At 66.6% G+C, this 22276-nt stretch carries 24 protein-coding genes; 10 read left to right on the forward strand and 14 right to left on the reverse strand.

Annotation, left to right across the window (positions count from 1 at the left end; all coding sequences use genetic code 11):
- Positions 1-4 precede the first annotated feature (4 nt).
- The gene (locus AC3FOF_RS16090; protein ID WP_276263522.1) at positions 5-1759 is read right to left on the reverse strand and encodes an ABC transporter permease; all 1755 of its coding nucleotides are present in this window, start codon (positions 1757-1759) and stop codon (positions 5-7) included.
- A gap of 267 nt (positions 1760-2026) precedes the next feature.
- Between AC3FOF_RS16090 and AC3FOF_RS16095 the strand changes: the two genes are divergently transcribed.
- Positions 2027-2299 carry an acylphosphatase gene (locus AC3FOF_RS16095; RefSeq protein ID WP_276263520.1) on the forward strand — a complete coding sequence of 91 codons (273 nt, stop codon included), beginning with the start codon at positions 2027-2029 and terminating at the stop codon, positions 2297-2299.
- Between the two features lie 30 nt (positions 2300-2329).
- On the opposite strand, the gene AC3FOF_RS16100 is transcribed toward AC3FOF_RS16095, so the two are convergent.
- From AC3FOF_RS16100 to rpe, 8 genes are all read right to left on the reverse strand, one after another.
- Positions 2330-3127, reverse strand: coding sequence for a uracil-DNA glycosylase (locus AC3FOF_RS16100; RefSeq protein WP_488727104.1), 798 nt, complete (start codon positions 3125-3127; stop codon positions 2330-2332).
- Positions 3128-3182: 55 nt separating this feature from the next.
- Positions 3183-3821, reverse strand: a complete 639-nt coding sequence (locus AC3FOF_RS16105) for a CYTH domain-containing protein (RefSeq protein ID WP_488727105.1) — start codon at positions 3819-3821, stop codon at positions 3183-3185.
- Between the two features lie 19 nt (positions 3822-3840).
- Positions 3841-4644: an indole-3-glycerol phosphate synthase TrpC gene (gene trpC, locus AC3FOF_RS16110; protein WP_017225606.1), complete on the reverse strand. Its 804-nt coding sequence runs from the start codon at positions 4642-4644 to the stop codon at positions 3841-3843.
- 58 nt (positions 4645-4702) lie between these two features.
- Positions 4703-5731: an anthranilate phosphoribosyltransferase gene (trpD, locus tag AC3FOF_RS16115; RefSeq protein WP_035808829.1), complete on the reverse strand. Its 1029-nt coding sequence runs from the start codon at positions 5729-5731 to the stop codon at positions 4703-4705.
- Positions 5732-5787: 56 nt separating this feature from the next.
- Positions 5788-6357, reverse strand: coding sequence for an anthranilate synthase component II (locus AC3FOF_RS16120; RefSeq protein WP_017225608.1), 570 nt, complete (start codon positions 6355-6357; stop codon positions 5788-5790).
- Between the two features lie 31 nt (positions 6358-6388).
- Complete coding sequence (gene trpE / locus AC3FOF_RS16125; RefSeq protein ID WP_017225609.1) at positions 6389-7906, reverse strand: anthranilate synthase component I; 1518 nt, start codon at positions 7904-7906, stop codon at positions 6389-6391.
- A 474-nt stretch (positions 7907-8380) separates the two neighbouring features.
- Positions 8381-9112, reverse strand: a complete 732-nt coding sequence (gph, locus tag AC3FOF_RS16130; RefSeq protein ID WP_017225610.1) for a phosphoglycolate phosphatase — start codon at positions 9110-9112, stop codon at positions 8381-8383.
- Positions 9109-9810, reverse strand: a complete 702-nt coding sequence (gene rpe / locus AC3FOF_RS16135) for a ribulose-phosphate 3-epimerase (protein ID WP_276264216.1) — start codon at positions 9808-9810, stop codon at positions 9109-9111. Before rpe ends, gph begins: the two co-directional genes overlap by 4 nt.
- Positions 9811-9975: 165 nt before the next feature.
- On the opposite strand from rpe, the gene apaG reads away from it, so the two are divergent.
- Positions 9976-10350, forward strand: a complete 375-nt coding sequence (gene apaG, locus AC3FOF_RS16140; protein WP_017225612.1) for a Co2+/Mg2+ efflux protein ApaG — start codon at positions 9976-9978, stop codon at positions 10348-10350.
- A gap of 53 nt (positions 10351-10403) precedes the next feature.
- On the opposite strand, the gene AC3FOF_RS16145 is transcribed toward apaG, so the two are convergent.
- Positions 10404-10613 carry a hypothetical protein gene (locus AC3FOF_RS16145; protein WP_017225613.1) on the reverse strand — a complete coding sequence of 70 codons (210 nt, stop codon included), beginning with the start codon at positions 10611-10613 and terminating at the stop codon, positions 10404-10406.
- 106 nt (positions 10614-10719) lie between these two features.
- Between AC3FOF_RS16145 and mltA the strand changes: the two genes are divergently transcribed.
- Complete coding sequence (mltA, locus tag AC3FOF_RS16150; protein WP_488727106.1) at positions 10720-11895, forward strand: murein transglycosylase A; 1176 nt, start codon at positions 10720-10722, stop codon at positions 11893-11895.
- Between the two features lie 45 nt (positions 11896-11940).
- On the opposite strand, the gene paaK is transcribed toward mltA, so the two are convergent.
- The 4 genes from paaK to AC3FOF_RS16170 form a co-directional block, all read right to left on the reverse strand.
- The gene (gene paaK / locus AC3FOF_RS16155) at positions 11941-13242 is read right to left on the reverse strand and encodes a phenylacetate--CoA ligase PaaK (protein WP_017226317.1); all 1302 of its coding nucleotides are present in this window, start codon (positions 13240-13242) and stop codon (positions 11941-11943) included.
- Between the two features lie 76 nt (positions 13243-13318).
- Positions 13319-13762 carry a hydroxyphenylacetyl-CoA thioesterase PaaI gene (gene paaI, locus AC3FOF_RS16160; protein ID WP_017226318.1) on the reverse strand — a complete coding sequence of 148 codons (444 nt, stop codon included), beginning with the start codon at positions 13760-13762 and terminating at the stop codon, positions 13319-13321.
- Positions 13763-13820: 58 nt separating this feature from the next.
- Positions 13821-14633 carry a 2-(1,2-epoxy-1,2-dihydrophenyl)acetyl-CoA isomerase PaaG gene (paaG, locus tag AC3FOF_RS16165; RefSeq protein WP_017226319.1) on the reverse strand — a complete coding sequence of 271 codons (813 nt, stop codon included), beginning with the start codon at positions 14631-14633 and terminating at the stop codon, positions 13821-13823.
- Positions 14634-14962: 329 nt separating this feature from the next.
- Positions 14963-15403, reverse strand: a complete 441-nt coding sequence (locus AC3FOF_RS16170) for a hypothetical protein (RefSeq protein ID WP_276264213.1) — start codon at positions 15401-15403, stop codon at positions 14963-14965.
- Between the two features lie 254 nt (positions 15404-15657).
- On the opposite strand from AC3FOF_RS16170, the gene AC3FOF_RS16175 reads away from it, so the two are divergent.
- From AC3FOF_RS16175 to AC3FOF_RS16205, 7 genes are all read left to right on the forward strand, one after another.
- Positions 15658-15822 (forward strand): FmdB family zinc ribbon protein, encoded by a 165-nt coding sequence (locus AC3FOF_RS16175; protein ID WP_035810592.1) that lies wholly within the window; start codon positions 15658-15660, stop codon positions 15820-15822.
- Positions 15823-16043: 221 nt separating this feature from the next.
- The gene (locus tag AC3FOF_RS16180; RefSeq protein ID WP_488727107.1) at positions 16044-16595 is read left to right on the forward strand and encodes a DUF2796 domain-containing protein; all 552 of its coding nucleotides are present in this window, start codon (positions 16044-16046) and stop codon (positions 16593-16595) included.
- Positions 16595-17326, forward strand: coding sequence for an ABC transporter ATP-binding protein (locus AC3FOF_RS16185; protein WP_488727108.1), 732 nt, complete (start codon positions 16595-16597; stop codon positions 17324-17326). Before AC3FOF_RS16180 ends, AC3FOF_RS16185 begins: the two co-directional genes overlap by 1 nt.
- Positions 17326-18594 carry an ABC transporter permease gene (locus tag AC3FOF_RS16190; RefSeq protein ID WP_488727109.1) on the forward strand — a complete coding sequence of 423 codons (1269 nt, stop codon included), beginning with the start codon at positions 17326-17328 and terminating at the stop codon, positions 18592-18594. The genes AC3FOF_RS16185 and AC3FOF_RS16190 overlap by 1 nt, the downstream gene beginning before the upstream one ends.
- Before the next feature lie 144 nt (positions 18595-18738).
- Entirely contained in the window at positions 18739-19374 is a 636-nt protein-coding gene (locus tag AC3FOF_RS16195) for a DUF3299 domain-containing protein (RefSeq protein ID WP_488727110.1), read from the forward strand.
- 179 nt (positions 19375-19553) lie between these two features.
- Positions 19554-20762, forward strand: a complete 1209-nt coding sequence (zigA, locus tag AC3FOF_RS16200) for a zinc metallochaperone GTPase ZigA (RefSeq protein WP_017226326.1) — start codon at positions 19554-19556, stop codon at positions 20760-20762.
- Between the two features lie 176 nt (positions 20763-20938).
- Complete coding sequence (locus tag AC3FOF_RS16205) at positions 20939-21715, forward strand: enoyl-CoA hydratase (RefSeq protein WP_017226327.1); 777 nt, start codon at positions 20939-20941, stop codon at positions 21713-21715.
- Positions 21716-22276 lie beyond the last annotated feature (561 nt).

Raw genomic sequence — 22276 nt, forward strand, 5'->3', positions numbered from 1 at the left:
TGGATCAGAGACGGGTGCGTTCCTGCGCGAGCTGGTACAGGCGGTTCCACAGCAGGCGGTTGAAACCCACCACGAACACCGCCATCACGCCGATGCCCAGCGCGATGCGGGGGAAGTCTCCCTTGGCCGTCATCTCCGCGATGTAGCTGCCAAGGCCGGTGGCGATCAGGGTGTGGTCGCCCCAGGACACGTACTCGGACACGATACTCGCGTTCCAGGAGCCGCCGGCGGCAGTCACCAGCCCGGTCAGCAGGCTGGGGAACACCGCGGGGATCAGGAAGCGCTTCCACATCAGCCAGCCGCGCAGGCCGAAGTTGCGTGCCGCCAGCTTGAGTTCGGTGGGGATGCCGGAGGCGCCCGCGATCACATTGAACAGGATGTACCACTGCGTGCCGAAAATCATCAGCGGGCTCAGCCAGATCTCCGGGTTCAGGCCGAAGCGCGCGATCAGCATGACCACCAGCGGGAACATCAGGTTGGCCGGGAAGGCCGCCAGGAACTGCGCAACCGGCTGCGCGATGCGCGCCACCGACGGGTTCAGGCCGATGCGGATACCGATTGGCACCCAGATCAGCGCGGCCAGCGCGATCAGCACGATCACCCGCACCATGGTGAGGAAGCCCAGCCACAGCACATGGCCCACTTCGGCCCAGCCCACCTCGGTACGCACGAAGTGCATGACGCGGTACATGGCTGCCATGGCGATCAGGATGATGATGAGGTTGGTGGCGCGCTCGAACCAGACCGCGCGCACGCCGTTGCCGGCTTGCGGCGCTGCCGCCTTGCGGCCGGAGCGCCAGGCCAGCGTGCGCTCGGCCAGCCCTGCGGTGCGGCCCAGCAGCACGCGCACCCATTCCGAGCGGCGCAGCAGGTCGAGCAGCCAGGACTGGGGTTCGTTCTCCTGCGCCATGGTCTCGAAGCGGAAGCGGTCGGCCCAGGCGATCAGCGGCCGGAACAGCAACTGGTCGTAGAGCACGATGCCGATCAGCATGGCGAGGATGGCCCAGCCGATCGCCGCCAGGTTCTGCTGCTGGATCGCCAGCGAGATGTAGGAACCGATGCCGGGCAGCTTGATGTCGTTGCCGGACACCGAGATGGCTTCGGAGGCCACCACGAAGAACCAGCCGCCGGACATCGACATCATCATGTTCCACAGCAGGCCGGGCATGGCGTATGGCACTTCGAGGCGCCAGAACTTCTGCCAGGCGGACAGCCGGAACATGGCGGCCGCCTCCTGCAGGTCGCTCGGGATGGTGCGGATCGACTGGTACAGGCTGAACGCCATGTTCCAGGCCTGCGAGGTGAAGATGGCGAAGATGGCAGCGCATTCCACACCCACCAGGCTGCCGGGAAACAAGGCGATAAAGCCCGTGACGGTGATCGACAGGAAACCGAGCACCGGGATCGACTGCAGGATGTCGAGCGCCGGCACCATCACTTTCTCGGCGGTGCGGTTCTTGGAGGCGATCGCCGCGAAGGCGAAGGAGAACAGCAGGGAGGCAGACAGCGCCGCCAGCATGCGGATGCTGGTGCGCATCAGGTAATAGGGCAGGTAGGCTATGTCCAGGTGCAGGTCCAGCGGTTCGCCGGGCTGGTAGGGCACGTTCATCTGCCGGGCGGCGAAGGCCACCAGCACGATCACCGCCAGGATGATGGGCAGCAGGGCCAGGTCGAAGCGGTTCGGCGGCGCCGTCAGCAACTGGCTGGCGTAGCCAGGAGAGGTGACCGTGCTGGCCTGGTCGTGTTCGGCTTGCTGCATCATTGTGGCAAAGGGTCTGTGGCGCGGTTGCCGGGCAAGGCCGGTTGGCCCCAGGCGTGGATCGGAGGGGTTGGCAGGGGCAGTGCGCGTACGCCGGCGCTGCCGGCCAGTCGAATGGGTTCGGCCAGGCCCGGCGCTGTGCCGTCGACGTTACCTGCGCTGCAGTGCCCTTACTGGTAACGTTTTGAATGGGCGCCTAGTTTACCTGTTGTGCATGTCGCGGCTGTTTCAATCCGCGCGAAATCGGCGTTTCAGGGGGCAATTCAGATGGAAACCTGGCACATCGTCGTCACTGGATTGGTGCAGGGCGTGGGCTACCGCGCCGCGTGCGCCGGGCAAGCCACTTCGCTCGGCCTGGGGGGCTGGGTGCGCAACCGGCAGGACGGCTCGGTCGAGGTGATGGCCTACGGCGCTCCGGAGCAGCTCGAAGCCCTGTGTGCCTGGATGCGGCGCGGGCCGCCAGGGGCCCGCGTCAGTACGCTGCAGGCGGGTCCCGGCGAGGGGGAGTTCGATGGTTTCGGCTGGTTGCCGACGGTTTGAGCGGAGCAGGCGGCTTGCGCCCTGCGCCGCTCAGGTTGCGCGCCAGTCCACCGGCGTGGCGCCGTGCCGTTCCAGCCAGTCGTTGGCCAGGCGGAAATGCCCGCAGCCCAGGAAACCCCGATGCGCCGAAAGCGGCGAAGGATGCGGCGCTTCCAGCACGCAATGCGAACCGGCCAGCAATGGCTTCTTGGCCTGTGCATGGCTGCCCCACAGCAGGAAGACCAGGTTGGGGCGGGCGGCGGACAGGGCCTGGATCAGGCAGTCCGTCACCGCTTCCCAGCCGCGTCTGGCATGGCTGGCGGCCTGGCCCTGTTCCACCGTCAGCACCGTGTTGAGCAGCAGCACGCCCTGGCGCGCCCAGCCCTCCAGGTTGCCGGAGACGGGCGCCGTGGTGCCGCCGTCGCCGTATTCGGCGGCGATTTCCTTGAAGATGTTGCGCAGGCTGGGCGGCACGCGCACGCCGTCCGGTACCGAGAAGGCCAGGCCGTGCGCCTGCGGTATCTCGTTGCCGTTGACCACGCCGGTGCCGTGATAGGGATCCTGGCCGAGAATCACCACTTTCACGGTCTCGGGCGGCGTCAGGTGCAGGGCGTGGAATACCTCGTGCGGAAACACCGGCTTGCCGGTGGCGCGCTCGCCGTCGACGAAGCCGGCCAGTTCCTGCCAGCCGGCCGTGTTCATGCAGGGGGCCAGCAGCTCGCGCCAGGCGGCGGGCAGCGCGGCGGCCTGCGCGGACAGGCTGGGGGGGACGGCCGCGGGCGCCTTGGCGGCCGTCGCCACGGCGGGGGCTGCGAACAGGTCGGCCTGTCCGCTGGTGTGCTTGCTCATGCTGGAGGGATACCTGTTTTTGATAGGGGATGCGGAAGGTGCGGCGCGCGCAGCGTCAGGCGCGGCCGGTGGCGGCAAGCCGGTAGCCGCGTGCGGCCTTGCTCAGGTCGGACGGCGTGAGCGGCGCGATGTGCTGCAGGCGCCGTGCCAGCGCGCGCAGCGCTGCCTCGGCCTGTTCCTGCGCAGGTGCCTTGCCGGCGCCGCCGGGCAGCCATTCCAGTTCCAGCTCCTGGATTGCCTCACGCGCCGCCGTGGCCGGCGCGGAGATCGTGCCGACGTCGAGCGCGGCCTCGATGCTGACGCCATCCTGTTCGATCAGCCAGGTACGGCGCGCGAAATCGGTGCGGAACACCGGCGCCAGGGTGGCGGCCAGCGGCGCCAGCAGGGCGCGGGCTTCGGGCGGGAAGGCATCGAGCTCGATGGACTCGGCCGCCACCTCGGTTTCCCACTCGTGGCGGGCGGCCAGGCCGGCCTGGCTCTTGCCGGCGGTTTTCAACGTCTGCAGCCATTGCTCGCCGCGGCGGCGCAGCCGCAGGGCGGCGCGGGCACCGGCCAGGTCGCGCGCGGGCGTGTCGAGGTAGACATTGAGCAGCGTGTGCTCGCCCTGCGCCCGCCCCTGCGCGTCCAGCCAGGCCGCGAGCGCCGGCATGGCGCCGTCCGGCACCGCCAGCTTGAGTTCGATTTCCTGGGCCATGTTGTTTTGCGGTTCCCGATCAGGCAAACAGGCGCGCCAGCTCGACACCGGGGTCGGGCGCGCGCATGAAGGCTTCGCCCACCAGGAAGGCGTGCACATTGGCGTCGCGCATGCGCTGCACGTCGTCCGGGCCGAGGATGCCGGATTCAGTCACCACCAGGCGCTCGTCCGGGATGCGCGGCAGCAGGTCCAGCGTGTTGTCGAGCGTGACCTCGAAGGTGCGCAGGTTGCGGTTGTTCACGCCCAGCAGCGGCGTCTTCAGGCGCAGCGCGGCGTCGAGTTCGTCGCCGCCGTGCACTTCCACCAGCACGTCCATGCCAAGCTCATGGGCGCAGGCTTCCAGCTCCGCCATCAGGCCGTGGTCGAGCGCGGACACGATCAGCAGGATGGCGTCGGCGCCCCAGCTGCGGGCTTCATAGACCTGGTAGAGGTCGATCATGAAGTCCTTGCGCAGGGCCGGCAGCGGGCAGGCGCCGCGGGCGCGCTTGAGGAAATCGGCGTGGCCCTGGAAGAAGTTCACATCGGTCAGCACGGACAGGCAGGCCGCGCCATGGCTGGCGTAGCTCTCGGCAATCGCCTCCGGCACGAAATTCTCGCGCAGCACGCCCTTGGAGGGCGAGGCCTTCTTGACCTCGGCGATCACCCCGGCGTGGCCGGCGGCGATCTTCTCGCGCAGCGCGCGCTCAAAGCCGCGCGGCGCCAGCCCCGGCTCGCTGCGCAGGCTCTCGGCCTCGGCCCGCAGGCTGGGCAGGTCGCGCTTCTTGCGCGCGGCGTTCACTTCATCGGCCTTGACGGCCAGGATCTTCTGCAGGATATCGGACATGCGGTAATTCTCTCGCTCGGCTGGTTGGCTCGGGACGGGCTTGAAGGACGGTGCCGGCTTACTTGAACTGCTGCGTGGCGCGCACGAACTGGTCGAGCTTCTCGCGCGCCGCGCCGCTGGCGATGGCTTCGCGGGCGCGGCGGATACCGTCCTCGACCGAGCTGGCCACGTTGGCCGCGTACAGTGCGGTGCCGGCATTCAGCGTGACGATCTCGCGCGGGGTGCCGGGCACGTCGGTGAGCGCTTCCAACAGCATTTCCTTGGATTCGGTCGCATCGGCCACCTTCAGCCCGCGATTGGAGATCATCTGCAGGCCGAAGTCCTCGGGATGGATCTCGTACTCGCGCACCTCGCCGTCCTTCAGTTCGCCCACCAGCGTGGCCGCCCCCAGCGAGACTTCGTCCATGCCGTCCTTGCCGTAGACCACCAGCGCATGCTTGGCGCCCAGGCGCTGCATCACGCGCACCTGGATGCCGACCAGGTCGGGGTGGAACACGCCCATCAGGATATTGGGCGCATCGGCCGGGTTGGTCAGCGGGCCCAGGATATTGAAGATGGTGCGCACGCCCATTTCCTTGCGGATCGGCGCCACGTTCTTCATGGCCGGGTGATGGGTGGGCGCGAACATGAAGCCGATGCCGGTCTGTTCGATGCACTCGCCGACCTGCTCCGGCGTCAGCATGATGTTGACGCCCAGTGCTTCCAGCACGTCGGCGCTGCCCGACTTGGAGCTGACGCCGCGGTTGCCGTGCTTGGCGATGCGCGCGCCGGCGGCGGAGGCGACGAACATCGACGCCGTGGAAATATTGAAGGTGTGCGAGCCGTCGCCGCCGGTGCCGACGATGTCGACGAAGTTCTCGCGGTCCTTGACCGGCACCTTGTTGGCGAACTCGCGCATGACCTGCGCCGCCGCCGAGATCTCGCCGATGGTTTCTTTCTTCACGCGCAGGCCGGTCAGGATGGCCGCGGCCATCACCGGCGACATCTGCCCCTGCATGATCTGCCGCATCAGGTGCAGCATCTCGTCATGGAAGATCTCGCGGTGTTCGATGCAGCGGGTGAGGGCTTCCTGGGGCGTGATGGACATGGCGGTCTCGGTCGTGTCGTGGGGGTGCGCGGGTGCGTTGGGCGTATCGAGCAGTCTCATCGCGGCGCCTTGATGAAGTTGGCCAGCAGCGCATGGCCATGCTCGGACAGGATGGACTCGGGGTGGAACTGCACCCCTTCAATGGCGAGCGTCTTGTGGCGCACACCCATGATTTCACCATCCGGCGTCCAGGCCGTCACTTCCAGGCAATCCGGCAAGGTCTCGCGCTCGATCGCCAGGGAATGATAGCGCGTCACGTCGAAATGCTTGGGCAGGCCGGCGAAGACGCCCTCCTGCGTGGTCTCGATGCGGCTGACCTTGCCGTGCATGACCTGCTTGGCGCGGATCACCTTGCCGCCGAAGGCCTCGCCGATGGCCTGGTGGCCCAGGCAGACGCCCAGCAGCGGGATCTTGCCGGCGAAGTGCTGCAGCACGGCCACCGAAATGCCGGCTTCCTTCGGGCTGCACGGGCCGGGCGAGACGCAGATGTGATCGGGCCCCAGCGCCTCGATCTCTTCCAGCGTGATCTCGTCGTTGCGGTAGGTGCGCACGTCGGCGCCGAGTTCGCCGAAGTATTGGACGAGGTTGTAGGTAAACGAATCGTAGTTGTCGATCATCAGCAGCATGGCGGTTCCCCTGTTCCTTTTACCTTGACCTTCAGATGTCCGAATCCAGGCCGTCCTGGACCTGCTCGGCGGCGCGGATCACGGCGCGCGCCTTGGCTTCGGTTTCCCTCCATTCGGCTTCGGGGTCCGAGTCGGCAACGATGCCGGCGGCGGCCTGCACATAGAGGTTGCCGTCCTTGACGATGCCGGTGCGGATCGCGATCGCCAGGTCCATCTCGCCGCCAAAGGACAGGTAGCCCACCGCGCCGCCGTAGATACCGCGCTTGCGCGGTTCCAGCTCGTCGATGATCTCCATGGCATGCACCTTGGGCGCGCCCGACAGCGTGCCGGCCGGGAAGGTGGCGCGCAGCACGTCGAGGTTGCTCATGCCGGGCTTGAGCGTGCCTTCCACCGAGCTGACGATGTGCTGCACATGGGAGTATTTCTCGATCACCATCTGGTCGGTGACCTTGACCGAGCCGGTCTCGGCGATGCGGCCGATATCGTTGCGCGCCAGGTCGATCAGCATCACGTGCTCGGCGATTTCCTTGGGGTCGTTGAGCAGTTCGGTGGCGAGCTGCGCGTCCTTCTCCGGCGTGTTGCCGCGCGGACGGGTGCCGGCCAGCGGTCGGATGGTGACGATGTGGTCCTCGCGCTGGTCGCCGTTGCTGCCGACCCGGCGGGTTTCCTGCCGCACCAGGATCTCCGGCGAGGCGCCCACGATCTGAAAGTCGCCGAAGTTGTAGAAGTACATATAGGGCGACGGGTTCAGCGAGCGCAGCGCGCGGTACAGCGACAGCGGCGAGTCGCGGTACGGCTTGACCAGGCGCTGGCCGATCTGCACCTGCATCATGTCGCCCGCCATGATGTATTCCTTGGCCTTGTGCACGGCGGTGAGGTAGTCGGCCTTGTCGAATTCGCGGTAGACGTCGGTCTGCACCGAGGGGGTGGTGACCGGCACGTCCACCGGCTGGCGCAGCTTCATGCGCAGTTCGCGCAGGCGCTGGCGGGCGCGGGCGTAGGCCTCGGGCGTGGTCGGGTCGGCGTAGACGATCAGGTAGAGCTTGCCGGACAGGTTGTCGATCACCGCCAGCTCTTCGCACAGCAGCAACTGGATGTCGGGCAGGTTCAGATCGTCGGGCTTTTGCGTGTTGGCGAGCTTTTTCTCGATATAGCGCACCGCGTCGTAGCCGAAATAGCCGGCCAGGCCGCCGCAGAACCGCGGCAGGCCGGGGCGCAGCGCCACCTTGAAGCGCTTTTCGAAGTCGGCGATGAAGTCCAGCGGGTTGCCCTCGTGGGTTTCCACCACGCGGCCGTCGGTCACCACTTCGGTGCGCATGCCGGAGGCGCGCAGCAGGGTGCGGGCGTGCAGGCCGATAAAGGAGTAGCGGCCGAAGCGTTCGCCGCCCACCACGGATTCCAGCAGGAAGGTATTGACCCCGCGCGTTTGCGATTGCGCCAGCTTGAGATACAGCGACAGCGGCGTTTCCAGGTCGGCGAAGGCCTCGGCGATCAGCGGGATGCGGTTGTAGCCCTGCTCGGCCAGCGATTTGAATTCCAGTTCGGTCATGTCGATCCTCTTGTGCCGCGGCGCCTGTATTTCAGTATGGCGCACGCCGCGATGTCGGCAACTTGGGGCTGGAAGGTCGTCAGACCCGCCCCGGAGAGACCATGGCGCGGACGAGTGTCCACGCCACGGCCGGGGTGGGCGTGCAGCGCGTTCGGGGGACACCGGCGCAAGGCTGGGATGTCGGGCGGCTGGAAAATCAGTGAAGGTCCGGCAACCTGCCGGTCTGGCCGGCCCCATCCTGGTACAGACGCATCGCGGGGAATGCGGGAAGGGGGCGGTCAGGAGACTCGCGAACGCACTTTACGCCTGTTGGGAGGCGCGCCAGCGACGCCAGGGCCAGGCCTGCCGATCACTGCCAGAAGAGATGCGTTTGCGGTTCAGAAACATGAAATCGTGTTCAGCGATTTATGGTTTGGATGTTTGGCGATGCCGACTGCCGCTTACATGCGGTTCGGCGGCTTTCCGGCCGCCGGGTCATGCCCGATGTGCTGCAAAAAGCGCCGCAACCTGGACAATGGAATCGACTATACCATCGGCGTCGACGCCTTGTACAGGATTGCCGTGGTTGTAGCCATAGGGCACAAGCAGCACCCCCATGCCGGCCGCGCGGGCAGCCTGCGCGTCGTTTTCCGAGTCGCCGATCGCGGCCATTTCGGCCGGCTCCAGCCGGAACGCCTCGGCCACCTTGAGCAGCGGCAGGGGATCCGGCTTGCGCAGCGCGAAGGCGTCGCCGCCGTAGACCAGCTCGAAGAACCGTCCCAGGCCGGTCTTGGCCAGCAGCGGCTCGGTGAAGTTATGCGGCTTGTTGGTCACGCAGGCCAGGCGCAGGCCGGCGGCCTTCAGCGCCGCCAGCCCCTCGGCCACACCGGCATAGACCCGCGAGAACTGGCCGTTGATGCGCAGGTATTCGCGGTCGTACAGGGCCAGCGCATCGGCAAACATGCCGTTGGCGTGGGCGGGCGCGAAGCGGGCGTCGAGCACGCGCCGGATCAGGTTTTCCGAACCCTTGCCGACAAAGCTGACGATTTCCTCCCGGCCCAGCGGCTCGGCGTTGCCGAGCTGCGGGTGCAGGTGGACCAGCGCTTTCAGCATGGCGTTGACCGCGGCATGGAAGTCGCCGGCGGTATCCACCATGGTGCCGTCCAGGTCGACGATCACGCCCCGGATACCGCGCCAGTCGGTGCGATTGCGCTGGGCCAGGCTCATTGGCCCACCTTGGCCAGCTCGCCGCGCATCGCCGACAGCACGCCCTTGTAGCCGCCATCGGCGTCCGGCTTGCCGAACACGGCGGAACCGGCGACGAAGGTATCGGCGCCGGCGGCGGCGATCTCGGCAATGTTGTCCACCTTCACGCCGCCGTCCACTTCCAGCAGGATGCGCCGGCCGGTGCGCTCGGCATAGGCGTCGATGCGCGCGCGGGCGGCGCGCAGCTTGTTGAGCGTTTCGGGGATGAAGGACTGGCCGCCGAAGCCGGGGTTGACCGACATCAGCAGGATCACGTCGATGCGGTCCATCACGTGGTCGAGATGGTGCAGCGGCGTGGCCGGGTTGAATACCAGGCCAGCCTGGCAGCCGTGCTCGCGGATCAGAGCCAGGGAGCGGTCGATATGCTCGCTGGCCTCCGGGTGGAAGGTGATGATATTGGCGCCGGCCTTGGCGAAGTCGGGGATGATCCGGTCCACCGGGCGCACCATCAGGTGCACGTCGATGGGCGCCGTCACATGGGGACGGATCGCCTCGCACACCAGCGGGCCCACCGTCAGGTTCGGCACGTAATGGTTGTCCATCACGTCGAAATGGATCCAGTCGGCGCCGTCCGCGGTCACGCGCCGCACTTCCTCGCCCAGGCGGGCAAAGTCGGCGGACAGGATGGACGGGGCGATGCGATAGGTGGGCGTGCTCATGGCGGGGCTCGGAGGAGGGGACTTCAAGGGGAAGGCAGTATATTACCCTCCCCGCGCAGCGCACTGCTGCCGACCGGGCGGGAACCTTGCGGCGGCTTTGCTTGCCGCCCCCGGAGCCTTGCCGCACAATGCGCCTACCCTGATCCAGCCCCTGATACGCCGACAATGAGCGAATACGCCTTTTCCGTGGCCGTACGTACCCAGTACCTGGCCGACCAGTCAGACCCCGAGCGCGGGCGCCATGCCTTCGCCTACACCATCACCATCCACAATACCGGCGAGGTGGCGGCGCAGCTGATCTCGCGCCACTGGGTGATTACCGACAGCGACAACGGTACCCAGGAAGTGGCGGGCCTTGGCGTGGTGGGCCACCAGCCCCTGCTCAAGCCGGGCGAGCATTTCGAGTACACCAGCTGGGCCACCATCTCCACGCCGGTGGGCTCGATGAAGGGAGCGTATTTCTGCGTGGCCGAGGACGGCCATCGCTTCGAGGTGCCGATTCCGGAGTTTGCGCTGGTGCTGCCGCGCATGCTGCACTGAGGCGCACGCGGGCCTTGCCCGGAACCCGTGGAACGCAATGGCACCGGTGGAACCTATTGGCCCGGCGTGCTGTCCTGATCCTGTCGGGTACGGGCGGAGGCTTGTCCAGCGCGCGAGGGATGATCGTCCGGCGCGCGGCTGGGGCGCGGGTTCTTCTTGGCCGTGCCCATGGTCCACACCACGATAAAGATCAGCAGGAAGAGCGCCAGTCCGGCCTCGAGGGCGAACAGCAGCATGGGATGGGCTTCGAAAAACTGGCTCATGACAGGGCTACGTGGGGGCGACGATGGGCATTGTAGGCCATTGGCACAAGCGACCGGACGCGACATCCGTGATATCCGCGAACCGCTGAGTTTTCATCCAATCAAGATGGCACATCTGCATTTCTCATTCCGCTTTCCTTTTTCGACTTTGCGCGCCCCGGCGGCGCCGGCCCGCCCGCCCGCCGGCGGCTCAGGGGGCCGGCTTGGCTGGCTCGGGCTGGCTGCGGCAGCCACGCTGCTGGCCGGCTGCATGAGCGGCCCGCCGCCGCGCGTCGAGGGCCCCGGCGGGCGTCCCGTGCCGCCGCCGGCCGGCTCCACCCAGAAGGGCCAGTTGCAGCCGGCCAGCTGGGCCGAGATCGGCGGCTGGGGCCAGGACGACGTGCGCGCCGCGTGGCCGGCGCTGCAGGCCAGCTGCCTGGCTCTGAAGCGGCGCGCCGAATGGAACCGCGTCTGCGCGCTTGGGTTGATGGTCGACGCCGGCGACCTGGACGCCATGCGGGCCTACTTCGAATCCAACTTCCAGCCCTATCGCGTGGTCAACGGCGACGGCACCGACAATGGACTGATTACCGGCTACTACGAACCCATCCTGCACGGCTCTCGCACGCGCCAGGGCCAGTACCAGGTGCCGCTGTACCGCAAGCCGCCTCAATGGGGCAACCGGCCGCTGCCGGCGCGCGCCGAACTGCTGCAGAACCCGGCGCTGCGCGGGCAGGAGCTGGCGTGGGTGGACGATCCGGTGGAGGCCGCTTTCCTGCAGATCCAGGGTTCCGGCCGGATCCGCCTGCAGGATGGCACCATGATGCGGGTGGGTTTCGGCGGCACCAACGACCAGCCGTTCCGTTCCTTCGGCAAATGGCTGCTGGACCGCGGCGAGATCACGCCGGCGCAGGCCACCATGCAGGGCATCAAGGGCTGGGCGCGCGCCAACCCGGGGCGCGTCGACGAAATGCTCAACGTCAATCCGCGCTTCGTCTTCTTCCGCGAACTGCCGCCGACCAACGATGGCCCGGTCGGCGCGCTGGGCGTGCCGCTGACCGCGGAGCGTTCCATCGCGGTCGATCCCGCCACCATCCCGCTGGGCGTGCCGGTCTTCCTCTCCACCACCCGGCCGCTCTCGACCGAGCCGATCCAGCGCCTGATGTTCGCGCAGGACACCGGCTCCGCCATCAAGGGCGGCGTGCGCGCGGACTTCTTCTGGGGCGCGGGCGATGCGGCCGGCGAGACCGCCGGCCGCATGAAGCAGGGCGGCCGCATGTGGGTGCTGATGCCGCGCAGCTGATGAAAGCGTGGCCGCCTGGTCCTGGCCGGCCACGTCTTTACGCCTTCAGCGCGGACGCTGGTCGACGATGCGCCGCGCCTTGCCCACCGAGCGCTCCACACCGCCCGAGGGCAGGATCTCGATGCCGACCGTGACGCCGATATAAGCCTTGATGTCATAGGTCAGCTGGCTGCTGGCCTGCTGCGTGCTGGCCGGGTCGACGCCGTGCGCGCATTCCACCCGCACGGTCAGCACATCGAGATGGCCGTCCTTGCTCAGCACGCACTGATAGTGCGGCGCCAGCTCGGCGTGCTTCAGGATCAGTTCCTCGATCTGCGAGGGAAAGACATTGACGCCACGCACGATCATCATGTCGTCGGAGCGGCCGGTGATCTTTTCCATGCGGCGGAAGGCCGGACGGGCGCTGCCCGGCAGCAGCCGGGTGAGGTCGCGGGTCCGGTAGCGCACGATCGGCAGCGCTTCCTTGGACAGCGAGGTGAAGACCAGCTCGCCGAACTCGCCGTCGGGCAGCACTTCGCCGGTAGCTGGATCGATCACTTCCGGGTAGAAATGATCTTCCCAGATGGTCGGGCCGTCCTTGGTTTCGGCGCATTCGTTGGCGACACCCGGGCCCATCACTTCCGACAGTCCGTAGATATCCACCGCCGAAATGCCCATGCGTTTCTCGATGGCGAGACGCATCTCGGGCGTCCAGGGTTCCGCGCCGAAGATGCCGACCCGCAGCGAAGTGGAGGCCGGGTCGATACCCTGGCGCTCGAACTCGTCCGCGATCGCCAGCATATAGCTGGGCGTCACCATGATCACTTCCGGCTTGAAATCCTGGATCAGCTGCACCTGCTTCTCGGTCTGGCCGCCGCCGAAGGGAATCGCGGTGAGCCCAGCCTTTTCCACGCCGTAGTGCGCGCCGAGGCCACCGGTGAAGAGCCCGTAGCCATAGCTGATATGCACCTTGTCGCCGCGCCGCGCCCCTGCGGCGCGGATCGAGCGGGCCATCACCGTGGCCCAGGTGTCGATGTCCTTCAGGGTGTAGCCGACCACCGTGGGTTTGCCCGTGGTGCCCGACGAGGCATGGATGCGCGCCACGCGGTCCTGGGGCACGGCGAACATCCCGAACGGATAGTTGTCGCGCAGGTCCTGCTTGGTGGTGAAGGGAAAGCGGGCCAGGTCGGCCAGCGTCCGGACCTGGTCCGGATGCACGCCGGCGGCGTCGAACTTGGCGCGGTAGACCGGCGAGTTCCGGTAGGCGTGGTCGAGCGACCATTTCAGGCGTTCGAGCTGCAAGGCCTGCAATTCGTCGCGGCTGGCGGTCTCGATCGGCTCGAGCGGCAGATCTGTGAGGCGCGTCATGGTGTCTCCTGCGCTTGGGGGCTTATCTATGTATATCGGCGTCTATGTGGCATTGGGGCGTGGGCCGCGGCGCGCGTCACCCAGCTTCCGGCGGGGCAACCACATGCCCCCTGATCTGGGCGGACTTGCCGCGGAACATCGCCACCATCTCGCCGGCACGGTTGGTGACCCGGATATCGTAGATGCCGTGCCGGCCCGACAGGACCTGCTCGGTGGCCTCGGCGGTCAGCACGTCGCCACCCTGCACGGGTTTGAGGAATTCGATGCTGCAGCCCGCCGCCACCGTGTTGATATTGTGGCTGTTGCAGGCAAAGGCGAAGGTTGAATCCGCCAGCGTGAACATCAGGCCGCCGTGGCAAATGCCATGGCCGTTGAGGAATTCCTGCCGTACCGGCATGGACAGGCGCGCATAGCCCGGGCGCACGGCTTCGAGGGTGATGCCCAGCCAGCGGCTGCAGGCATCGGCTTCGTACATGCTGGCGGCGGCCGCTTCGGCGAGGGCCTGGGGATTGTGGGTCAAGCGGGTCTCCTGTTCAGGCTGGGGATTGGGGCAGGGGAGCGGAACCGGGCGGACGGCGTTAGCGCCCGGTGAAGCGCGGCGCGCGTTTTTCCAGGAAGGCGTTCACGCCCTCGGCATAGTCATGGGACGCCCCCAGTTCGCGCTGCAGGTCGCGCTCCAGGTCTAGCTGGGCATCGAGCCCCTGGCTCGCACCGGTGTACATGGCCTGCTTGATCGCCGCCAGCGCGCGCGTGGGCTGGGCCGCGAGGTGGGTGGCCAGCGCCAGCGCCTGCGCGGGCAGCAGGTTGTCCTCCATCGCTTCCCAGATCAGCCCCCATTTCTCTGCCTCGTCGGCGCTGAGCTTGTCGCCGGTCATGGCCAGTCCCATGGCGCGCGCCATGCCGATGCGCTTGGGCAGCAGCCAGGTGCCGCCGGAGTCCGGGACCAGGCCGATCTTGACGAAGGCCTGGATAAAACTGGCCGAACGCGCCGCCAGCACCATGTCGCAGGCCAGCGCCAGGTTGGCGCCGGCGCCTGCCGCAGTGCCGTTGACCGCGGCGATCACCGGCAGCGGCAGTTTCTGCAGGCGCCGGATCAGGCGGTTGAACCAGACGTCGATCAGTTCGCCCAGGTCGGTCATGGCGCCGGGCGTGAAGTCCAGGTCGGCCAGGTCCTGCCCGGCGCAAAAGCCGCGGCCCGCACCCGTGAGCAGCAGCGCGCGGGCGCTGCCGGCTTCGACGTGATCCAGCGCCTGTTGCAGCGTCGCATGCATCTCGCGGGTGAAACTGTTGAGCTTGTCGGGGCGATTGAGCGTGATGGCCGCTACCTGGCCGTGCCAGGCGAGCAGCACGGGGCCGGAAGTGAGGCTGACCTGAGGGGGCAAATCTGGCATCGTTGGTCTCCTGCCATGTCAGTGGACAGTGGTGGCTATGATTTTCGGCGGATCGGCACGCGGCTGCGGGCTCCATCCAATATAGTGGAGGAGCCGTGGCGCCGTTAAAAATTAACCGACCAGTCGGTCGGCGAATGGTAGCATCAATTCGCGCGTGCGAGCAGCGGTCTGTCGGTTAAGTCCGGCGGGTCCTTTGCCAGGGGCGCCGACAAGACGCGCGATCCGTCGGCACGCATGCTCGCAAGGCTTCAGCCTTGCCGCGTTTCGCTTCCAGGTTCCCACGCCTTCTCGACAGATCTATTTCTTCAACTAATTTCAGACTCTGGACTTTAGCGTTTGCGCGGTGTCCTGGCGCGGGGGGGATCGTCGGCTGGATCGGGTGTCAGGTCCTTGTCCAGCACATCATCGATACTAGGCGGAACAGGCGGGTGCTCTTCGCGCTGCGCGCTGTGGTCGGCGCGGTCGGCGGGAGTGCCTACCGGCATGCTCTCGGCGGCGCGGGTCACCTCGTTCATGCCGTCTTCCGGTGCCTCGTCCTCGTCCGGTTCATGGCCGTGGGGAAAGTCGATCGGCTCGGCGGTCCGATCGGTGAGTTCCTCGACGGCCTCTGCAGTCTCTTTCCACATGTCCTCCGGGTCAATGGAATCCAGGATGCTGGGAATAGTGCGTTCCGAGCGCGGCCGATCCGGCGATCCGGTTCGCCGCGTCTTGCCAGAATCCGCCTTGTACGGCTTTTTCATGGTCGACTCCTGAGCGACGACGGTGGTCATGCCGCATGCCGGAAAGCATGGGCATGCTCCAATGATAGGTAAGGACGCACGGAGCGCGATCCCTTCCTGCGTCGCGGGCGCCATGCCGGCTGCCCGGGCATCCGCACGAAGGCCCGGGAGTGCTGCGAGAAGATATGAGGTGGCGCCGGCTTGCTGCCCGTCCGGGTGACCTAAAATGAAATGCCCTACTGCCGAAAGCCGCCAATGTCCGTGGCTCCGGCGAGCACCTGCCCAGTGCAGGCTGGAGGCGTGCCATGCCTACTTATCAATACCGCTGCGAGAAGTGCGGCCAAGTGTTCGACCACGCTGAGCATCTTGCCGAACATGCCACGGCCCATCCGCCTTGCCCCAAATGCGGCAGCGAAACGGTCCAGCATATGCCGACGCCATTTGTTGCGAAGACCGCGCGGAAGAGTTGACGCTTGCCCGGCAAGACCGGGACCTGCGCCGATTCGCCCATGGCATGCGCCTGCCCTCCTTTCCTGGCGCCTGAAACCTTGGATCGGGGGCCACGCCCCATCCGGCGTCATGGCTTTGTGCGTGCTTTGAACCACCGCATCTTGCGCTGAAGAACCGCACGGGCCCATAATGCAACACTGTTGCATTATGGGCCCGTGCCCCTTCCAGAGGCGAAGCGCAGATGAAGCGTCCCACCCGTTGTTTCGTTCTTGCCGGCGCGCTGCTGCTGTCATCGGCCGCGAAGGCCCACGAGGCCCACACTCATGGTCAGGCAAGGGTGGACATTGCGGTGGACGGGGAGGTACTTTCCGTCCAGCTGGCGTCTCCCTTGATGAACCTGTTCGGCTTCGAGCGCTTGCCGCGCAACGCCGCGGAGACGACGGCTGTTCGGCAAGCGGTAGGGCGCCTGCGCCGGGGCGAGGCGCTTTTTGTGACGCCTGCCGCCGCGGACTGCCGCCTGGCATCGGCAAGCCTGGACTTCGGCGCCCTGGGCGACGGCTTGCTTGCCGCGGATGGATCCCCTCCGGAGGCGGCGCGATCGCGCAGCGACGCACATGCCGATCTGGATGCCGCATACATATTCCATTGCGGCAATCCCTCGGCGTTGCACGAACTGGAGTTCAGGCTCTTTGAGGCCTTTCCGGCGATCCGCCGCGTGACGGTGCAACTGCTTGCGCCGGCAGGGCAGGCCGGCGCCACGTTGACGCCGGCCAATGCCCGGGTGAAGTGGTGATGGGCGAGGTCAGCCAGGTGGATCCGGACGCCGCCGACTTCCTTGTCGACTTGTCCGGCGTCGCATTCTCGTGGCCGGGCGAGGGTGAGGCGTGTCTTGTGTTGGACCGGTTCCATGCGGCCGCGGGCGAGCATGTCTTCGTTTCGGGCGCCAGCGGCAGCGGCAAGAGCACGCTCCTGGGTCTGCTGGCGGGCGTCATCGTACCTCAGCGCGGCCGCGTCGCCGTGAAGGGCATGGCGTTGAACGCCCTGACGGGCGCGCAGCGGGACCGCTTCCGGGCCGATCACATCGGCATCATCTTCCAGCAACTGAACCTGCTGCCGTATCTGTCCGTGCTGGACAACGTGCTGCTGGCGTGCAGGTTCTCCGCGCACCGCAGGCGTCGCTCGGCCGAGCAAGGGGCAAGTCCCGCCGAGGCGGCCGGCATGTTACTGGAGCGCCTGGACTTGCCGCAAGCGTACTGGCGGCGGGCGGCGGCACGGCTCTCGGTCGGGCAGCAGCAGCGGGTGGCGGCCGCCCGGGCACTTCTGGGCCGCCCGGAACTGGTGCTGGCCGATGAACCCACTTCTGCGCTGGACGCGGACCGGCAGTCCGCGTTTATGGACTTGCTGCAGCGCGAGTGCCGCGCGGTCGGTGCGAGCCTTGTCTTTGTCAGCCATGATGAACGGCTCGCGGCCCGTTTCGGGCGGCGCTTCGCCATGCCGGCGGTTTCCGCCCGGGAGACCGCCTGATGCCCTGGTTCGGGCTGGCCGCCCGCAGTGCCTGGAACCGTCGCTACAACCTGCTGCTGATGGTGCTGGCGATTGCCTTGTCGACCGCGCTGCTGCTTGGCGTGGAGCGCATCCGGCACCAGCTCCGGGCCGGCTTCTCCCAGTCGGTATCCGGTACGGACCTGGTGGTGGGCGCGCGTTCGAGCCCGATGCAGCTGATCCTCTATACCGTCTTCCATCTTGGCGCTGCGACGAACAATATGGGTTGGGACAGCGTCCAGCGCATTGCACGACACCCGCTGGTGGCCTGGACGATCCCCATATCGCTTGGCGACTCGCATCGCGGCTTCCCGGTGCTGGCGACTTCGCAGGACTACTTCCGCCATTTCCGCCATGGCGGCCGGCAATCCCTGGTGCTTGCACAGGGATTGCCGTTCCAGGGATTGTTCGATGCCGTGCTGGGCGCGGAAGTGGCGCGCCGGCTCGGCTATAGACTGGGCGACAGCATCGTGCTGAGCCACGGCGATGCCACGGGCGCGATGGCCGGGCAGTCCCGGCATGGCGACAAGCCCTTCGTGGTCAGCGGGATTCTTGCCCCTACCGGAACGCCGGTGGACCGCACGGTGCATATCGGCCTGGAGGCCATGGAGGCGATTCACCTTGAATGGCAGGCGGGAGTCCCGATGCCCGGCTTGTCGATCCCGCCTGAATTCGTGCGCAGATTCGACCTGACGCCCAAGAGCGTGACGGGGGTCCTGGTCGGGCTGAAGCTGCGCTCGCGCGTATTTTCCTTGCAGCGCGAAATCGCCGCCGATGCGCATGAGCCGCTGATGGCCGTGCTGCCAGGCGTGGCGCTTGACGAGCTGTGGGAGATCGTCGGCATCGGCGAAAAGGGCTTGCTGCTGATGTCGGCGCTGGTGGTGGCGGTCGGGCTGGCGGGGCTGGTCTCTTCGATCCTCGCCGCACTGGGAGAGCGGCGGCGCGAGCTGGCGATCCTGCGCGCGGTGGGCGCGCGTCCGCTCGACCTGCTGATATTGCTGGCGGCCGAGGGCGTCGTCCTGATGCTGGCCGGCACGCTCGCGGGCTGTTTGCTGCTGAGTGCGATGTCGTTGGCGATCACGCCATGGCTGGAAGCCAGCCTGGGACTGGCCCTGCCGATCTCCTCGCCGCGGGCCAGCGAGCTGCCCTTGCTTTTCGCGATCATCGCCGCCGGCGCCGCCGCTTCCCTGTTGCCGGGATGGCGGGCCTACCGGCTCAGCATGATCGACGGCCTGACCCCCAATACCTGACCGTGATCCTGGCCCTGATCCTGCGGCAAATGGAACGTCTGGACGGCAAGGTGTCTGGTACCCCGTGCCATGGTCGCCCGCTTCCCTGAACCGATGAAAGCGCTGATCCCTCGCGTACTACCGGTAGTCGTGGCCATGCTCGCAATGCTGGCTCTGGCCGCCGCCGTCGCGGCATGGCGGGGATTTCGGCCGCTGTCGCCAGAAGAGCCATCCGGGCGTGCCGCGCCAGTTCCCGAGGCGCCGGACGGACAAGGCAACTTCGCCGTAGGGCAGGCATTGCCGCAGCTACCGGCCGCAGCCAGCGCTCCGGCCTCCGGCTACCGGGAAATCGACTGGCAGGCACTGCTGCCGAAGGGCTGGGACCCGCTCGCGCCCTTCAAGGGACTCAAGCTCGAAGAGATAGAGGATGGCGACCCACGCGCGCAGATCGCGCTGTACAAGGCGCGTCAATACTGGAAGAGGGCGCCCGTCGAGCGCAGCCTCGATGGCGTGCCGGTGCGCCTGCCCGGCTTCGTGGTGTCGCTGGACGCGGAGGGCGAGGCCATGCGCGAGTTCCTGCTGGTGCCCTATTTCGGCGCGTGCATCCATGTACCGCCGCCGCCGGCCAACCAGGTGATTCACGTCCGCACCGACCACCCGTTGCCCGCCTTGCGCACGATGGATACGGTCTGGGTCAGTGGGGTCATGCGGGTGGAGAGCGCCGAAACCATGATGGGATATGCCGGCTATGCGATGCATGGCGCGCGCGTCGAACGGTATCTGGCGCCGGCCGGGAGGTAATGCCGGGGCCAGGCACGGTCGAGTCGTCGGGGCGGACTGAAGGCGCTCTTCGGGGGGCTGGTCATTTCAAATGCAACATAGTTGCAAATGATGGATATAATGCAACACTGTTGCAAAAACGTCAGGCGTCGCGGCAAGCGTGCGGGCCTTTCCGATCCATCCCTACTTCAGCGCATCCCATGACCTCGCCATCCCTGCTGCCCGTCACCGTCCTTTCCGGCTTCCTGGGCGCCGGCAAGACGACCCTGCTCAACCATATCCTGCACAACCGCGAGGGGCGGCGCGTGGCCGTGATCGTCAACGACATGTCCGAGGTCAACATCGATGCGGAGCTGGTGCGGGCCGGCAATGCGGACCTGTCGCGCACCGAACAGAAGCTGGTCGAAATGAGCAACGGCTGCATCTGCTGCACGCTGCGGGAGGATTTACTGGTGGAGGTGTTCCGCCTGGCCAGGGAAGGGCGCTTCGACCAGCTTGTGATCGAGTCCACCGGCATTTCAGAGCCGCTGCCGGTGGCCGAAACCTTCACCTTTACCGATGAGCAGGGCCAGAGCCTGGCGGACGTCGCGCGGCTGGATACCATGGTCACCGTGGTGGACGCCTTCAACTTCCTCAGGGACTACAGCTCGCGTGACAGCCTGGCGCAGCGCGGCGAATCGCTGGGCGACGAGGATGCGCGCACGGTGGTGGACCTGCTGATCGAGCAGGTCGAGTTTTGCGATGTCATTGTTGTTAACAAGCTTGACCTGGTCGACGCTGCCGGGCGCGAGCGGCTGATCGCCATCTTGGGCGGGCTCAACCCGAGGGCGCGCATCGAGACCGCCGTGTTCGGCAGGGTCCCGCTGGAGCGCATCCTGGACACGGGGCTGTTCGATTTCGAGGCAGCGTCCTCGGCACCGGGCTGGCTCAGGGAGATGCGTGGCCAACACATGCCCGAGACGGAGGCGTACGGCATTGGAAGCTTCGTCTACCGGGCGCGGCGGCCGTTCCATCCAACGCGTTTCTTCCGCATGGTCGAAAGCGAGTGGCCGGGCGTGGTCCGCTCCAAGGGGTTCTTCTGGCTGGCCTCGCGTCCCACGTTCGCCGGGAACTGGTCGCAGGCCGGGGCCGTCTGCCGCCACGGGCTGGCCGGCATGTGGTGGGCAGCGGTGCCGCGGGAGCGTTGGCCGCAGGACGCGGATGCCCGGCGTACCATCCTCAGCTACTGGAACGACCAGACCGGCGATGCCCGGCAGGAACTCGTGCTGATCGGCCTGGACATGGACGAGATGGCGCTGCGGGCACGCCTGGACCATTGCCTGCTGACCGACGCGGAGATGGAAATGGGACCCGCGGCCTGGGCCGGGTTTGCCGACCCATTTCCGCTCTGGGGGCAGCGCCCGGACTGAATGGCAGGTACGGCGAGATGTTTGCGGCCTATGAGGCGCCTTGCGTGCGCATCGGGATCGGTGGCACGATTGCCGCCACGCATCTCGATGCCCGACGAACCGGGCATCGTCTGGCTGGTCGCAAGATCGATCCCCTTCCAATGCCAACAGGACCAATAGGACCAAAAGGAGAAGACATGCCGTACGAAAACATTCTGGTGGAAACACGCGGACGCGTGGGCCTGGTAACGCTGAACCGTCCGAAGGCGCTCAACGCGCTCAACGATGCGCTGATGGATGAGCTGGGCGCGGCCCTGCTTGCCTTCGACGCCGACGAGGCGATCGGCAGCATCGTCATCACCGGCAGCGAACGCGCCTTTGCCGCCGGTGCGGATATCGGGATGATGGCCAAGTACTCCTATATGGATGTGTACAAGGGCGACTACATCACCCGCAACTGGGAGGCCATCCGCCGCATCCGCAAACCGGTGATTGCCGCGGTGGCCGGCTACGCCCTGGGTGGCGGCTGCGAACTGGCGATGATGTGCGACATCATCATCGCCGCCGACAGCGCCCGCTTCGGCCAGCCTGAAGTCAAGCTGGGCACCATGCCGGGCGCCGGCGGCACCCAGCGCCTGCCGCGCGCGGTCTCCAAGGCCAAGGCCATGGACCTGTGCCTGACCTCGCGCATGATGGACGCAGCGGAAGCCGAGCGCGCCGGACTGGTGTCGCGCGTGGTCGCCGCGGACAAGCTGCTCGACGAAACCCTGGCCGCGGCCGAGACCATTGCCGGTTTCTCCTTGCCGGTGGTGATGATGATCAAGGAGTCGATCAACGCCGCCTACGAGACCAGCTTGTCCGAGGGAGTGCATCTGGAGCGGCGCTTGTTCCATTCCACCTTTGCCACCGAAGACCAGAAGGAAGGGATGGCTGCCTTTGTGGAGAAAAGGGCGCCCGAGTTCAAGCATCGGTAAAGCTCGACAGGTAAATACCCGAGTGAATGCATCAGGTATTTATCGTTTTGCGATGTAATAGAAAGCCAAATGTCTTTATAGATCAATGGCTTGATCCAGCCCCTCCGTGGACCGGATCACACTTGTGTGACAAAACAGTTGCCATAAGGGGGCGAGTCCCTTAAGATTCGCCCCCTTCGCCACACAAAGACCGCTGCAGCGCAGACGGGACCAGGGTTGCGGGGGTTGGCAGGGGAGGTTGGCGAGCCGTGTTCAGGCGCCGGCCGCAGCAAAGAAAGTTTGCGAAACCTGTTGACGAAACGCGGATTGTTCTTCATAATCTCGTTTCTCTGCTGCAGACAACGCGGCGACGCGGTAAGCAAAGCGAACCGCGGCCAGTTCTTTAACAAACAAACAACCGATAAGTGTGGGCGCTTGATAGCGGATGCGGAAGACTTCGGTCTTTTAGCTTACAAGTTATAAAGTGCTCGCACAGTAAAACATGTTGGTTATGTCTTCGGACGTAGCCAGTCAGTTTTCTGAGAGTGAGCGACCGCTCGAAAGAGCGAGATTCTTCGGAAT

It is taken from the genome of Cupriavidus sp. 96C5-1, assembly GCF_057798855.1.

Bases quoted from the DNA above. Each gene is read 5' to 3' on its own strand.
- trpC (WP_017225606.1), bottom strand. From the start codon at position 4,644: ATGTCCGATATCCTGCAGAAGATCCTGGCCGTCAAGGCCGATGAAGTG.
- zigA (WP_017226326.1), top strand. From the start codon at position 19,554: ATGACCTCGCCATCCCTGCTGCCCGTCACCGTCCTTTCCGGCTTCCTG.
- apaG (WP_017225612.1), top strand. From the start codon at position 9,976: ATGAGCGAATACGCCTTTTCCGTGGCCGTACGTACCCAGTACCTGGCC.
- AC3FOF_RS16105 (WP_488727105.1), bottom strand. From the start codon at position 3,821: ATGGCCCAGGAAATCGAACTCAAGCTGGCGGTGCCGGACGGCGCCATG.
- AC3FOF_RS16190 (WP_488727109.1), top strand. From the start codon at position 17,326: ATGCCCTGGTTCGGGCTGGCCGCCCGCAGTGCCTGGAACCGTCGCTAC.
- gph (WP_017225610.1), bottom strand. From the start codon at position 9,112: ATGAGCCTGGCCCAGCGCAATCGCACCGACTGGCGCGGTATCCGGGGC.
- trpE (WP_017225609.1), bottom strand. From the start codon at position 7,906: ATGACCGAACTGGAATTCAAATCGCTGGCCGAGCAGGGCTACAACCGC.
- rpe (WP_276264216.1), bottom strand. From the start codon at position 9,810: ATGAGCACGCCCACCTATCGCATCGCCCCGTCCATCCTGTCCGCCGAC.
- AC3FOF_RS16120 (WP_017225608.1), bottom strand. From the start codon at position 6,357: ATGCTGCTGATGATCGACAACTACGATTCGTTTACCTACAACCTCGTC.
- AC3FOF_RS16100 (WP_488727104.1), bottom strand. From the start codon at position 3,127: ATGAGCAAGCACACCAGCGGACAGGCCGACCTGTTCGCAGCCCCCGCC.
- AC3FOF_RS16095 (WP_276263520.1), top strand. From the start codon at position 2,027: ATGGAAACCTGGCACATCGTCGTCACTGGATTGGTGCAGGGCGTGGGC.
- paaG (WP_017226319.1), bottom strand. From the start codon at position 14,633: ATGCCAGATTTGCCCCCTCAGGTCAGCCTCACTTCCGGCCCCGTGCTG.
- AC3FOF_RS16145 (WP_017225613.1), bottom strand. From the start codon at position 10,613: ATGAGCCAGTTTTTCGAAGCCCATCCCATGCTGCTGTTCGCCCTCGAG.
- AC3FOF_RS16205 (WP_017226327.1), top strand. From the start codon at position 20,939: ATGCCGTACGAAAACATTCTGGTGGAAACACGCGGACGCGTGGGCCTG.
- paaK (WP_017226317.1), bottom strand. From the start codon at position 13,242: ATGACGCGCCTCACAGATCTGCCGCTCGAGCCGATCGAGACCGCCAGC.
- AC3FOF_RS16175 (WP_035810592.1), top strand. From the start codon at position 15,658: ATGCCTACTTATCAATACCGCTGCGAGAAGTGCGGCCAAGTGTTCGAC.
- trpD (WP_035808829.1), bottom strand. From the start codon at position 5,731: ATGTCCATCACGCCCCAGGAAGCCCTCACCCGCTGCATCGAACACCGC.
- AC3FOF_RS16090 (WP_276263522.1), bottom strand. From the start codon at position 1,759: ATGCAGCAAGCCGAACACGACCAGGCCAGCACGGTCACCTCTCCTGGC.
- AC3FOF_RS16195 (WP_488727110.1), top strand. From the start codon at position 18,739: ATGCTGGCTCTGGCCGCCGCCGTCGCGGCATGGCGGGGATTTCGGCCG.
- AC3FOF_RS16180 (WP_488727107.1), top strand. From the start codon at position 16,044: ATGAAGCGTCCCACCCGTTGTTTCGTTCTTGCCGGCGCGCTGCTGCTG.
- mltA (WP_488727106.1), top strand. From the start codon at position 10,720: ATGGCACATCTGCATTTCTCATTCCGCTTTCCTTTTTCGACTTTGCGC.
- AC3FOF_RS16170 (WP_276264213.1), bottom strand. From the start codon at position 15,403: ATGACCACCGTCGTCGCTCAGGAGTCGACCATGAAAAAGCCGTACAAG.
- AC3FOF_RS16185 (WP_488727108.1), top strand. From the start codon at position 16,595: ATGGGCGAGGTCAGCCAGGTGGATCCGGACGCCGCCGACTTCCTTGTC.